Origin of the sequence: Arthrobacter sp. ZGTC412 (assembly GCF_002929215.1) — a bacterium.
Taxonomy (GTDB): Bacteria; Actinomycetota; Actinomycetes; order Actinomycetales; family Micrococcaceae; genus Arthrobacter.
In genome coordinates this window covers 374,564-387,959 of sequence record NZ_PJII01000001.1, presented here as the reverse complement: position 1 = coordinate 387,959, position 13,396 = coordinate 374,564, and the positions used below count along the sequence as shown (strand labels likewise).

The 13,396-nt window shown below is 62.9% G+C and carries 9 protein-coding genes; 8 read left to right on the top strand and 1 reads right to left on the bottom strand.

From position 1 onward, the window contains the following. The first annotated feature begins 75 nt into the window (after nt 1–75). The 7 genes from ychF to CXQ88_RS01725 all read left to right on the top strand — a co-directional run bounded on the left by ychF (nt 76) and on the right by CXQ88_RS01725 (nt 10,311). Complete coding sequence (ychF, locus tag CXQ88_RS01755; RefSeq protein ID WP_104042716.1) at nt 76–1,161, top strand: redox-regulated ATPase YchF; 1,086 nt, start codon at nt 76–78, stop codon at nt 1,159–1,161. Between the two features lie 38 nt (nt 1,162–1,199). Beyond that, a complete protein-coding gene (locus CXQ88_RS01750; RefSeq protein WP_104042442.1) occupies nt 1,200–2,819 on the top strand; it encodes a cryptochrome/photolyase family protein in 1,620 nt (539 codons plus the stop codon). Between the two features lie 63 nt (nt 2,820–2,882). After that, nucleotides 2,883–4,646: an ABC transporter family substrate-binding protein gene (locus tag CXQ88_RS01745; protein ID WP_104042441.1), complete on the top strand. Its 1,764-nt coding sequence runs from the start codon at nt 2,883–2,885 to the stop codon at nt 4,644–4,646. 277 nt (nt 4,647–4,923) lie between these two features. Next, a complete protein-coding gene (locus CXQ88_RS01740) occupies nt 4,924–6,594 on the top strand; it encodes a peptide ABC transporter substrate-binding protein (RefSeq protein ID WP_104042440.1) in 1,671 nt (556 codons plus the stop codon). Between the two features lie 129 nt (nt 6,595–6,723). Next, nucleotides 6,724–7,653, top strand: coding sequence for an ABC transporter permease (locus CXQ88_RS01735; RefSeq protein WP_104042439.1), 930 nt, complete (start codon nt 6,724–6,726; stop codon nt 7,651–7,653). Then, entirely contained in the window at nt 7,643–8,593 is a 951-nt protein-coding gene (locus CXQ88_RS01730; protein WP_104042438.1) for an ABC transporter permease, read from the top strand. Before CXQ88_RS01735 ends, CXQ88_RS01730 begins: the two co-directional genes overlap by 11 nt. Then, nucleotides 8,590–10,311: a dipeptide ABC transporter ATP-binding protein gene (locus CXQ88_RS01725; protein WP_373637682.1), complete on the top strand. Its 1,722-nt coding sequence runs from the start codon at nt 8,590–8,592 to the stop codon at nt 10,309–10,311. Before CXQ88_RS01730 ends, CXQ88_RS01725 begins: the two co-directional genes overlap by 4 nt. Nucleotides 10,312–10,320: 9 nt before the next feature. On the opposite strand, the gene CXQ88_RS01720 is transcribed toward CXQ88_RS01725, so the two are convergent. Then, nucleotides 10,321–11,190, bottom strand: a complete 870-nt coding sequence (locus tag CXQ88_RS01720) for an SGNH/GDSL hydrolase family protein (RefSeq protein ID WP_104042436.1) — start codon at nt 11,188–11,190, stop codon at nt 10,321–10,323. Between the two features lie 270 nt (nt 11,191–11,460). Between CXQ88_RS01720 and typA the strand changes: the two genes are divergently transcribed. Beyond that, nucleotides 11,461–13,389: a translational GTPase TypA gene (gene typA, locus CXQ88_RS01715; protein WP_104042435.1), complete on the top strand. Its 1,929-nt coding sequence runs from the start codon at nt 11,461–11,463 to the stop codon at nt 13,387–13,389. Nucleotides 13,390–13,396 lie beyond the last annotated feature (7 nt).

Here is a 13,396-nt window from a genome sequence, read left to right as displayed (position 1 = left end):
ATTTTGCCGAAGCGACATTTCGGCCCGCCCGTCCCCGAACCACCCTGATGCCTGCTGCGGGTAGAATCAATGCTCGTGGCTCTTACTATTGGCATCGTCGGACTGCCCAACGTCGGCAAATCAACCCTCTTCAACGCACTGACCCGCAACCAGGTCCTGGCAGCGAACTATCCGTTCGCCACCATTGAGCCCAACGTGGGCGTTGTCAGCCTGCCGGATCCCCGGCTCAAGCAGCTTGGCGACCTCTTCAACTCCCAGCGCCTGCTGCCCGCCGCGGTCTCCTTCGTGGACATCGCCGGCATCGTCAAAGGCGCCAGTGAGGGCGAAGGCCTTGGGAACCAGTTCCTGGCCAATATCCGCGAGGCAGAAGCGATCGCCCAGGTGGTGCGTGTCTTCGACGATCCCGACGTAATCCACGTCGATGGCAAGGTGGATCCCCGCTCCGACATGGAGACCATTAACACCGAGCTGATCCTCGCGGACCTGCAGACCATCGAAAAAGCTATTCCGCGAATCGAAAAAGAAGTGAAGATCAAAAAGCGCGAGGCCGCAGAGCTGAACGCGATCCTCGCCGCACAGAAGGTGCTTGAGCGCGGCGACACCATCTTCTCCTCCATCAAGAGCGACAAGCTGGAGATGGACCACCTCAAGGAGCTCAGCCTCCTGACGGCCAAGCCTTTCATCTACGTCTTCAACGCTGACGACGGAATCCTCGGCAGCCCGGAAAAGCAGGAAGAACTCCGGGCCCTCGTGGCCCCGGCCGACTGCATCTTCCTCGACGCCAAGCTTGAGGCCGACCTCGTGGAACTGGACGAGGAAGAGGCTCGGGAGATGCTGGAAATGAACGGCCAGGACGAATCCGGGCTGGACCAGCTCGCCAGGGTCGGCTTCCACACCCTGGGCCTGCAGACCTACCTCACAGCCGGTCCCAAGGAAGCGCGCGCGTGGACCATCCACCGCGGCGATACTGCTCCCCAGGCCGCCGGTGTGATCCACACTGACTTCCAGCGCGGCTTCATCAAAGCCGAGGTGGTCTCCTTTGACGACCTTATCGATGCGGGGTCAATGGCGGAGGCCAAGTCCCGGGGTAAGGTCAGGATCGAAGGCAAGGAATATGTCATGGCCGACGGCGATGTGGTGGAGTTCCGCTTCAACGTCTGATCCGTGCCCGGCCACGGCGCCGCGCCTATTGTTAGGAAATGACTTCCGGCCCGCACCTGCGCCTTGTTCTGCCGCATCAGTTGTTCTACCAGCATCTTGATGCGGCAAACGGCACCGTGTTTGTGCTCATCGAGCATGACCTGCTCTTTCGCCAGTATTCGTTCCACTCCCACAAGCTGGTCCTGCACCGCGCGTCAATGAGCCGGTTTGCGCGCCGTCTGAGCGGGAAAGGCCACGAAGTTGTGGTCCTCGGCAGTGAGGCCGGCCGCAGCTCCCGCCACCGGCTCGCAGAACTCGTGCGTCACCGACGCCCGGCGCAGGTGACATGGTTCGACGTGGTGGATGACTGGCTTGAGCAGGACCTGTTTGCCGGCCTGGCCGACGGTGGTTACCGGATGCGCGAAGAGGACGTGCTGGAGACGCCGAACTTCCTTACCGGCCGCGGACAGATCGATGGCTGGTTTGCCCACAATGCGTCCCGTATGCACGATTTTTACGTGTGGCAGCGCCGCCGGCTCGACGTTCTTGTCGACGGCGGGGAACCAGCAGGTGGGCAATGGTCCTTTGACGCCGATAACCGGAAAAAGCTCCCCCGCGGGTACACGCCCCGCACCGTTGGCCGGTTTGCGCGCCATCCCGTCCTGCGGCAGGAGGGGACCTTCGACCTTGAAGGGCTCAGCGACCATGCCGCCGGTGCCGGAGACGGGGCGTCCGACGACGTCGCCCAGGCGATTGCCTGGGTGGCGGAGGAGTTCCCGGACGCTCCGGGTGACCCCCACCTGTTTGCCTGGCCAACGAGCGCCGACGAAGCACACAAGCATTTGCAGGAATTCGTCCGCGAACGCCTTGACGACTTCGGACCCTATGAGGATGCGATCTCCGCTGTGCATCCGTTCATTTCCCACAGCTTGCTCACACCGGCCCTGAACATAGGACTGCTGGACCCCCGGCAGGTCCTGCAGGAGGTGCTCGACGGTGCGGGGCCGGACACTCCGCTCGCCTCCCTTGAGGGTTTCGTGCGGCAGGTGATTGGCTGGCGGGAGTACATGCGCGCCACGTACCGGACCCGCGGTCGGCAGATGCGCACCGCCAACCGGTTGAATCACAAGAACGAACTGGGGGAAGGGTGGTGGGATGCCGGCACGGGGCTTGCGCCTGTGGACATGGTGATCTCCCGCGTCCTTGCCACCGGGTATGCCCATCACATTGAGCGGTTGATGGTCCTGGGCAACGCGATGTCCCTGCTGCGGATCCATCCCGACGACGTCTACGAATGGTTCATGGAACTCTTCATCGACGCGTACGACTGGGTGATGGTCCCGAACGTGTATGCAATGAGCCAGTTCGCTGTGGGGGAGGAGATCACCACGAAACCCTACGTTTCCGGCAGCAACTACCTCCGAAAGATGTCGGACCTGCCGGCAGGGGAATGGATGCTTGACTGGGATGGGCTGTACTGGACCTTCATTGATGACCACAGGGAGGTCTTCGAAAGGAATCCGCGCTCGCGGATGGTGGTCTCGCTGCTCGACAAGATGGACCCGGACAAGCGGCGGGAGCACCGCCGACGTGCTGAAGCGCTGCTGGGCGTGGGGCAGGAGGCAACACGGCTGCTGCGAACGGCGTCGACGATCGCGCCGCCAGACGCCTTATCCTGAGTACAGGGCGTGATCCTGGCAATTCCAGGAGCCCCTCCCGCAGAAGGAAAACAAGGAGGCGGCATGCCGGTCAGGCGTCTAATGCAGGCCATCACCGCGGCGGTAGCGGCTGCCGTGGTGCTTTCGGGCTGCTCAAGCAGCGGAGGCACCACGCCCGTGGTGGTGGGGGAGGCCAAGCGCGGTGGCAGCGCCACCGTTGCCGAGGTCAACGCGTTCTCCTCCTTCAATCCCTACAGCACTGACGGCAACACGGACATCAACTCGAAGGTCGGGCACATCACCCACTCAGGGTTCTACTACCTTGACGCTTCGTCCACAGTCGTACGCAACGAAAAGTTCGGGCGCTTCGAGAAGGTTTCGGACGAGCCGCTCAAGGTGAGGTACACCGTCAACGAGGGCGTCACGTGGTCTGACGGCGAAGCCATCGACGCCGGCGACCTCCTGCTGAGCTGGGCTGCCGGCTCAGGCTACTTCGACGACGCCGATCCGATGGCCGGGACCGGCACCAAGTATTTCTCCACCGCCGCCGACACCAGCGGGCTGGCAGGAACAGTTCTTCCCGAGGTCGGAGCGGACGGACGTTCCATCACTTTGGAGTACACCCTGCCGTACGCCGACTGGGAAGTGGGGTTCGACGTCGGCCTGCCGGCGCACGTGGTGGCCGCGAAAAGCGGCCTGAACGATGAGGAGGACCTCATCGACCTGATTAAGGACTCACCCCGTGGGGACGTCGAAGAGCCGGCGGTCAACTCTGCGCTGAAGCAGGTCAGCGACTTTTGGAACTCCGGATTCGATACCAAGGGACTTCCTGATGATCCCGCTGTCTACCTCTCCAGCGGGCCGTACATCGTCCGGGACATCGTCCCCGGAGTTTCCATGAGGCTGGTCCGCAACCGGGATTACATTTGGGGCCAGGAGCCGTGGCTCGATGAGATCAACATCCGGTTTACCGGCGCCGTGCCGGCGGCTGTGGATGCCCTGCGGAACGGGCGGGTGGACATCATCTCGCCCCAGCCCTCAGCGGGTACCGATGATCTGTTCACCGGCCTCGCCGGGCAGGGCAACACTGTTGAGCGGTACAACCAGTCCGGGTATGACCACCTGGACCTGAACTTCTCCGGGCCCTTCGTACGGGAAGACGTCCGGGAGGCCTTCCTGAAGACGGTGCCGCGCCAAGCCATTGTTGACGCCGTCGTCGGGGACCTGCTGCCCGATGCAACGCCCCTCGACTCGCACGTCTTCCTGCCCGGGCAGCCAAAGTACGAAGATACCGCCAAGAACAATGGCTCCGCAGGTTATGCCGAGGTGGACATAGACGGCGCACGGGCGCTCCTGGATGGAGAAACCCCCACCGTCCGCATCCTTTACAACCGCGATAACCCCAACCGCGCTGAAGCTTTTGCCCTGATCAGGGACTCGGCGGCGCTGGCAGGCTTCCAGGTGGTTGACGCCGGACAAGGCAACGCCGACTGGGCCAAGGCCCTGGGTGGCGGCGCGTACGACGCGGCACTGCTCGGCTGGATCGGCTCCGGAGTAGGTGTCAGCCGCGTCCCGCAGATCTTCCGCACCGGCGCAGGCAGCAATTTCAACGGATTCTCCGACGGCGACGCGGACAGGGTCATGCAAGAACTCGCCGGGACCACTGACCTGGCGAAACAGGACGAGCTCCTGGCGGAAATTGATAAGCAGGTGTGGGAGAACGCTTACGGCCTGCCGCTGTACCAGACCGTGGGCACCACAGCTTTCAGCGCCCGGATTACCGGGGTGAAACCAAGTCCGGGCACCCTGGGGGTCTGGTGGAACGTCTGGGACTGGCGGCTGGCCTAGGAGCTGCTGTACGTCTGCCGCAGGTCGCGTGTTCGGGTTCACATTTTCAATTCGCTGTTCAGCCTACCGGCGAGTAGCATGTGACTTGCACAACTTCCGTTGACCGGCTAAGGCATTGAACCGTGCCGGTCACGGTTTGGCAACGGAGTACCAGTATCTGGACTTCGTGCGGTTAGGCTACTCGTATATGTAGGTTGCGTCACAGTTGCTAGCTGCGTCTCGCCTGCGGGGAAGCAAAGATTCCCCTCGTTTTCTCCCACAACTCATAGGAGGCGGAATGCGTTTTGCGCGCACTTCCAAAGCACTGGGCATCGTGGCTATCGCCGCGCTCGCCCTGACCGGCTGCGGCGCTGGAGGCGGCAGCAATGAGGGTGCCAGCCAGTCTGCTGGCGACCCCAATAAGGTCATCACCGCTTACAGCAACGAACCACAGAACCCGTTGCTGCCGGCAAACACCAACGAAGTTTACGGCGGCCGCGTCGTCGAACTTCTCTTCGAAGGCCTGACCAGCTACGACCCCAGTGGCAAGTCAGTCAACGCCTTGGCCGAGTCGATCGAATCACCGGACGGCCAGAACTACACGATCAAGGTCAAGACCGGCACCAAGTTCACCAACGGTGAGGAAGTCACTGCCAAGAGCTTCGTTGACGCCTGGAACTTTGCTGCACTGAGCACCAACGCCCAGTCCAACAGCAGCTTCTTTGAGTCGATTGAAGGCTACGACGCCGTCAGCGCCACCAAGAAGCAAGGCGAGAGCGAAGTTCCCGCTCCCACTGCGAAGACCCTCTCCGGCCTGGTCCTCAAGGACGACACGACCATTGAGGTTAAGCTGACCCAGCCGGAAGCCGACTGGCCGCTGCGCCTTGGCTACACCGCCTTTATGCCGCTCCCGTCCCAGGCGATCGCCGATCCGAAGGCATTCGGCGAAAACCCGATTGGCAACGGCCCCTACAAGATGGCCAAGGAAGGCGCCTGGCAGCACGACAGCCAGATTGAACTCGTCAAGAACGAGGACTACGCCGGCCCCCGTGTAGCCAAGAACGGCGGTGTGACTTTCAAGTTCTACACCGATCCGGCTCCCGCCTACACTGACATCCAGGCCAACAACCTGGACGTTACGGACGTCCTTCCGACGAACGCCTTGAAGACTTACACCACGGACTTCCCCGAGAACCACCTGAACAAGCCGTATGCCGGCAACTCCACCCTGAACATCCCGGGCTACCTGCCCGAGTTCCAGGGTGAGGCAGGCAAGCTGCGCCGTCAGGCCATCTCCATGGCGATCAACCGTGACGAAATCACCAAGGTGATCTTCAGCGGCACCCGCATCCCGGCCAAGGACTTCACCTCCCCGGCTGTGGATGGCTACAACGAGAACGTTGAGGGATCCGAGGTCCTGAAGTTCGATGCCGCCAAGGCAAAGGAAGCCTGGGAAAAGGCCAACGCCATCAGCCCCTGGCCCGCAGGAAAAACCCTGCAGCTCGCCTACAACACCGATGGCGGCAACAAGGAATGGATCGACGCCGTTGCCAACAACCTGAAGAACAACCTGGGCATCCAGGCCGAGGGACAGCCGTTCGCCAAGTTCGCTGAGATCCTCGACCTCCGCGAGGCGCAGACACTCCCCGGCTTCACCCGGGCAGGCTGGCAGGCCGACTACCCGTCGCTCTACAACTTCCTCGGCCCGCTCCTGAAGACCGGTGCCAGCGCCAACTACGAGGGCTACACGAACCCCGAGTTCGACAAGCTCCTTAACGAAGGACTGGGCGCCAAGTCCACGGACGACGCCAACGCCAAGTTCACCGAGGCCCAGGAGGTCCTTTTCCAGGACCTGCCCAACCTCCCGCTGTGGTACTCCGCACGCCAGGTCGTGTGGAGCCAGAACGTCACCAACGTGGACAGCGGCTGGAACGGTGTCATTCAGTACTACAACATCACCGCTAAGTAGTTCTGAGACCGTCCAACTCAAATAGCTAGTGGGGGTCCGGCAACAGCCGGGCCCCCATAGCCTTGATACCGGCAGGAAGCTGTCCCACATGAATTTCCCAACATCTCCAAAATCCTCGGAGGGTGTGCTGTGATCCGGTTCATTCTCCGGCGGTTGCTCCAAGTCATCCCCGTATTCCTGGGCACCACCCTGCTGGTCTACTTCATGGTGTTTGCCCTTCCCGGCGATCCCGTCAGGGCACTCTTCGGTGAGCGCCCGCCGAGCGAAGCTGTCATCGCAGCCCTTCGCCAGCAGTACAACCTTGACCAGCCGTTCTGGGTCCAGTATGGCCTGTTCCTCAAAAACCTCTTTACGTTCAACCTGGGCGTCGACTTCACAGGCCAGCCCATCGCGGCAACCCTGGGCCGTGTTTTTCCCGTCACCGTGATGCTCGCCATCGAAGCGCTGGTTATCCAGGCAGTGTTCGGCATCGGCTTCGGCCTCATCGCGGGCCTGCGCAAGGGCAAGATCTTCGACTCCTCAGTGCTGCTCGCCTCGCTCGTCGTCATCGCCATTCCCATCTTTGTGCTCGGCTTCGTCCTGCAGTTGGTTTTCGGCGTCTACCTCGGCTGGGCCAAACCCACGGTCGGCACGGACGTCGGCTGGGACACCCTGCTGCTTCCGGCCTTCGCGCTTGCCCTGGTGTCCTTCGCCTACGTGCTTCGCCTCACCCGGGCGTCGGTGATCGAAAATTCAACGGCTGACTACGTCCGTACCGCGACTGCGAAGGGACTGTCCCGGCCGCGCGTGGTCATGGCGCACATCCTCCGGAACTCGATGATCCCCGTGGTCACCTACCTGGGCGCAAGTCTTGGCGGGTTGATGGGCGGAGCCATTGTTACCGAAGGCATCTTCAACGTTCCCGGCGTGGGGCAGAAGCTCTACCAGGCGATTCTCCGCAGCGAAGGACCCACCGTCGTCGCCATTGTGAGTGTGCTGGTGCTGGTCTTCGTTATCGCCAACCTGCTGGTTGATTTGCTGTACGCCTGGCTTGATCCGAGGATTCGCTATGAAAAGTAACCAAGACACTACGCATTTCGTTGCCCCCTTCGAGGAGACCCCTTTGCTGGCAACGGACGCGGTAAAGACTGACCAGGCCCCGCTGAGCCTGTGGGCTGACGCCTGGCGGAAGCTCCGCCGTCGTCCGCTGTTCATCGTCGCGGCAGTGATGATCCTGATCATCCTCATTGTGGCGTTCTTCCCGGGCCTGTTCACCCAGACAGCGCCCAACGACAACTGCCAGTTGGCCAACTCGGACGGCGCACCGTCGGCCGGCCATCCGTTCGGTTTTACCTTCCAGGGCTGCGACGTGTACGCGCGCGTCATCTACGGCACGCAGGCTTCCGTCATGGTGGGTGTCTTCGCCGTCATCGGCGTTCTCCTCATCGGTGTGACCCTCGGTGCGCTGGCCGGTTTCTACGGCGGCTGGGTTGACGCAGTCATTGCCCGCCTCGGCGATATCTTCTTCGCACTCCCGCTGGTGCTCGGTGCCCTGGTGGTTACCCAGTTGCCGTTCTTCCGGGAAAACAAGAGTGTGTGGACAGTCATCATGATCATCGTGCTGCTGGCGTGGCCCACGATGGCAAGGTTAACCCGCGGTGCGGTCATCGAAGTCCGGAATGCCGACTTCATCACGGCCGCCCGTTCGCTGGGTGTGTCCAGGATCCAGAGCCTGATCCGGCACGTGCTGCCCAACGCCCTCGCGCCCATCATCGTGCTGGCCACGATGGAGCTCGGTGTGTTCATCGTGCTGGAGGCCACGTTGTCGTTCCTCGGCATCGGGCTCCCGGGCAGCATCATGTCCTGGGGCAATGACATTTCTGCGGCGCAGTCATCACTCCGCACCAACCCGGCCGTGCTGCTCTACCCGGCTGCCGCCCTGTCCATCACAGTCCTGAGCTTCATCATGCTGGGCGATGCCTTGCGCGACGCTCTTGACCCGAAGAGCCGTCAGCGATGAAGGAGGCACACGTGACTACGTCCGATGTCACTATTACTGAAGCCGGAACACCGGCGGACCGTCCCCTGCTGGAAATCCGGGACCTTGCCATCACGTTCGACACCAGCAACGGGGAAGTTAATGCTGTCCGGAACGCGCACCTGACCATCATGCCAGGTGAGACCGTTGCAATCGTGGGCGAGTCGGGGTCCGGAAAGTCAACCACCGCTCTGGCTGCCATCGGCCTCCTGCCCGGCAACGGCAGGGTCTCCGGCGGGCAGATCCTGTTGGACGGCGAAGACATCTCGCACGCACCCGAAAAGCGGATGATCGAACTGCGCGGCAACACCATCGGCATGGTGCCCCAGGACCCCATGTCCAACCTCAACCCGGTATGGAAAATCGGTTACCAAGTCAAGGAAACGCTGCAGGCCAACGGCCGTCCGAGTGGCCCCGAGGACGTCGCCAAGGTCCTGTCCCAGGCCGGGTTGCCGGACTCCCACCGGCGCGCCAAGCAGTACCCGCACGAGTTCTCCGGCGGAATGCGGCAGCGGGCCCTGATCGCCATCGGCCTGTCCTGCCAGCCGAGGCTGCTAATCGCCGACGAACCTACGTCGGCGCTGGACGTCACGGTGCAGCGGCAGATCCTGGACCACCTCGAGGGCATGACCTCCGAACTGGGAACGGCTGTCCTGCTGATCACACACGATCTTGGCCTCGCTGCCGAGCGCGCAGACAAAGTAGTGGTGATGTACCGCGGGCAAGTGGTGGAGTCCGGGCCATCCCTGGAGCTGCTGCAGAACCCGCAGCACCCCTACACCAAGCGGCTCGTCGAGTCTGCACCCTCCCTGGCCAGCCGAAGGATCCAGGTTGCCAAGGAACAGGGCGTGGAGGCAGCGGATCTTCTGGCTCCGGCTGCGGAGGCCCTTGCTGCCGACAACGTGCTGCAGATCCAGGATCTGCGGAAGGTGTACAAGCTTCGGCAGGGCCTGGGGAGATCGTCGGACTTTGCGGCGGTCGACGGCGTGAGCTTCGATGTCCTTCGGGGAACCACGACGGCGATCGTGGGGGAGTCGGGCTCCGGCAAGTCCACGGTAGCCAAGATGGTGCTCCAGCTTGAGAAGCCCACAGACGGCAGGATCCTTTTCGACGGCGTCGACACTTCCGTCTTGAAGCCCTCGGAACTCTTCAAGTTCCGGCGCCGGGTGCAGCCCATCTTCCAGGATCCCTACGGCTCCCTGGACCCGATGTACAACATCTTCCGGACCATTGAGGAACCGTTGCGGGTCCACAAGATCGGGAACAAGGCCAGCCGGGAAAAGAAGGTCCGTGAACTGCTGGACCAAGTGGCGCTGCCCCAGTCCACCATGCGGCGGTACCCCAACGAGCTCTCGGGCGGGCAGCGGCAGCGTGTCGCGATCGCCCGTGCTCTGGCCCTGGATCCTGAAGTCATCATCTGTGACGAAGCAGTGTCCGCACTGGACGTCCTGGTCCAGGCCCAAGTGCTGAACCTGCTGGCTGACCTTCAGTCCAACCTGGGGTTGACCTACCTTTTCATCACCCACGACCTTGCGGTGGTGCGGCAGATCGCCGACCACGTCTGTGTCATGGAGAAGGGGCGCCTGGTGGAGACCGGATCCACGGACGACGTCTTCGAAGCGCCGCAGCAGGAGTACACGAAGGCACTGCTCAACGCCATCCCCGGCGCGAAGCTGATGCTTCCGCCCGAAGTGGCTTAGCGGCCCTTCTTATTCACCGGTTGGAGCCGGAGCCTGCTGGCTCCGGCTCCAACTGCTTTCACCCTGAACACTTGACGGTTTCCGCTCCAGGCCCAGCTCGCGCAGGCTGCGTGCCAGGAGGGCACCGAGTGCCTCCCGGCCACTGGAATTCATGTGTACTGCGTCGGCGAGGTCTCTAACCAGGCCATGCCTCGTGAGCCAGTCGCCCACAGAGACGAAGGGCAGGCTATGCTGCGCGGCCACCGATCCCAGCAGGGCATCGACTTCGGTGCGCCGGCCGCCCCCGTTGTCCCTGCCCCGGGCCAAAGTGCCAATCATCGCGAGCCTGGTTCCCGGGTAGCGGGCCTGCAGCTCCGCGATCAGACGCCCGGCGTTGTTGGCGATCTGGCTGTCGGATGCTCCGCCGGCAGCATCGTTGCCGCCGCCCTGGAGGACAATTAGGGCGGGCGTGCCCGCGGGGAGCAGCCAGTCACCACGCAACAGGGCGTCAATGTAGTTCCCTGTCTTGCCGTTGGCGGCCACGAATCCAGTGCCGCCGCGCCCGCCGAAGTACACTTTGTACCCTGCAGCGGCGAGACCCTGCCGGGGCCAGCCGTCCAGCGGTTCCGACTGCGAATCCCCGATCAAAAGAACCACACTGCTGATATCGGGGACAACTGCCTCAAGCCGCCCGTTCGCCGGGTTCAGGACACGGGCAGCCGTACCGCCGGTATCCAGGGCCACAGTTCCCCGTTGTCCCGCGGCTGCAGCCTGCAACGGTGGGACGGCGGAGGGCCGGGCCGGCACCCCGCAACCCGACAAGGCAATAACACTTAACACCGCGATAACGGCGGCGGCTCCGGATGCGGCAAAGCGGGTCCGGGCCAAGGCTTTTTGCATCTGGTGTCTTTCGGGCGTGCGTTGAGTGTCAGAGCAATCATGTGGCACGGCAGTAGGAATGGCCAGTGATTTTTCTCACTAATTTCGTCCGTGACGTGGCCGTTGAGCGCCCGCCGGACCCGGGCGGCCTCGAAAAATTTAGGCCAATAAACGGCTCTGCGGCTAGAATTGAGGAAGGCGCCCTGTGCTAAGGGCCTGATCGTCGTGCGTTCCAGTTGGAAATGTCGCGATACAACAGCTGACTTTCACCACTGAATCGAGCCATTACGCATGTCTGAAACCACCACCAACACCGCGGTAGCCACTGCATCACGCAGTGACCTCCGCAACGTCGCGATTGTGGCCCACGTTGACCACGGCAAGACCACCCTGGTCGACGCCATGCTCAAGCAGACCAACTCATTTGCCGAGCACAACCACCTCGAAGACCGCGTGATGGACTCCGGTGACCTCGAGCGCGAAAAGGGCATCACCATCCTGGCCAAGAACACCACTGTGGCCTACAACGGTCCGTCCTCCAAGGGCGAGACCATCACCATCAATGTCATCGATACCCCCGGCCACGCCGACTTCGGTGGCGAGGTGGAGCGCGGCCTGTCCATGGTCGACGGCGTCGTCCTCCTCGTTGACGCTTCCGAAGGCCCGCTGCCGCAGACCCGCTTCGTGCTCCGCAAGGCCCTGGCCGCGCACCTTCCCGTCATCCTGCTCGTCAACAAGACCGACCGTCCCGATGCCCGCATCGAGGAAGTCGTCCACGAGTCCATGGACCTCCTCCTGGGCCTGGCCTCTGACCTGGCCGACGAAGTTCCGGACCTTGACCTGGACAAGATCCTCGAAGTTCCCGTTGTCTACGCTGCCGCCAAGGTTGGCCGCGCCTCCCTGGAACAGCCCACCGACGGCACCGCCCCGGAGAACGAGGACCTCGAGCCGCTGTTCAAGACCATCATTGAGCACATCCCGGCTCCCACCTACAACCCGGAAGGTGTCCTGCAGGCGCACGTCACCAACCTGGACGCCTCCCCGTTCCTGGGCCGCCTGGCACTGCTGCGCATCTACAACGGCACCCTGCGCAAGGGCCAGACCGTTGCCTGGGCACGCGCCAACGGTGAACTGAAGAACGTCAAGATCACTGAACTGCTGGCCACGAAGGCCCTGGACCGCGTCCCGGCCGAATCCGCCGGCCCCGGTGAGATCGTCGCCGTCGCCGGTATTGAAGAAATCACCATCGGTGAAACCCTGACCGACGCCGAGAACCCGCAGCCGCTGCCGCTGATCACCGTGGATGATCCCGCGATCTCCATGACCATCGGTATCAACACCTCCCCGCTGGCCGGCAAGGTCAAGGGCGCCAAGGTCACCGCCCGCCAGGTGAAGGACCGCCTGGACAAGGAACTGATCGGTAACGTCTCCATCAAGGTTCTCCCCACCGAGCGTCCCGACGCCTGGGAAGTCCAGGGCCGTGGCGAGCTGGCCCTGGCCATCCTCGTGGAGCAGATGCGCCGCGAAGGCTTCGAGCTGACCGTGGGCAAGCCGCAGGTTGTCACCAAGACCATCGACGGCAAGATCCACGAGCCCATGGAGCACATGACCATCGACGTGCCGGAAGAGTACCTCGGCGCCGTCACCCAGCTCATGGCAGCCCGCAAGGGCCGCATGACCAACATGGCCAACCACGGCACCGGCTGGTGCCGGATGGAGTTCATCGTTCCCGCCCGTGGCTTGATCGGCTTCCGCACCAAGTTCCTCACGGACACCCGCGGCGCCGGCATCGCAGCATCCATCTCCGAGGGCTACGAGCCTTGGGCCGGCCCCATCGAGTACCGCACCAACGGTTCGATGATCGCCGACCGCGCAGGTGTTGTGACGCCGTTCGCCATGATCAACCTGCAGGAGCGCGGTTCCTTCTTCGTGAAGCCCACCTCCGAGGTCTATGAGGGCATGATTGTCGGCGAGAACTCCCGCGCCGATGACATGGACGTCAACATCACCAAGGAAAAGAAGCTCACCAACATGCGTGCAGCCTCCTCCGACACCTTCGAGAACCTGACGCCCCCGCGCGACCTCACCCTCGAAGAGTCCCTCGAATTCGCCCGCGAGGACGAGTGCGTCGAGGTAACCCCGGAGGCTATCCGCATCCGCAAGGTCATCCTGGACACCAACGAGCGTTCCAAGGCCAACCGCGCACGCGCAAAGGTCTAGCAACACC

Excerpts from the sequence above, each read along its gene's own strand:
- typA (WP_104042435.1), top strand. The coding sequence starts at position 11,461 with ATGTCTGAAACCACCACCAACACCGCGGTAGCCACTGCATCACGCAGT.
- CXQ88_RS01750 (WP_104042442.1), top strand. The coding sequence starts at position 1,200 with ATGACTTCCGGCCCGCACCTGCGCCTTGTTCTGCCGCATCAGTTGTTC.
- CXQ88_RS01730 (WP_104042438.1), top strand. The coding sequence starts at position 7,643 with ATGAAAAGTAACCAAGACACTACGCATTTCGTTGCCCCCTTCGAGGAG.
- CXQ88_RS01725 (WP_373637682.1), top strand. The coding sequence starts at position 8,590 with ATGAAGGAGGCACACGTGACTACGTCCGATGTCACTATTACTGAAGCC.
- CXQ88_RS01740 (WP_104042440.1), top strand. The coding sequence starts at position 4,924 with ATGCGTTTTGCGCGCACTTCCAAAGCACTGGGCATCGTGGCTATCGCC.
- CXQ88_RS01745 (WP_104042441.1), top strand. The coding sequence starts at position 2,883 with ATGCCGGTCAGGCGTCTAATGCAGGCCATCACCGCGGCGGTAGCGGCT.
- CXQ88_RS01720 (WP_104042436.1), bottom strand. The coding sequence starts at position 11,190 with ATGCAAAAAGCCTTGGCCCGGACCCGCTTTGCCGCATCCGGAGCCGCC.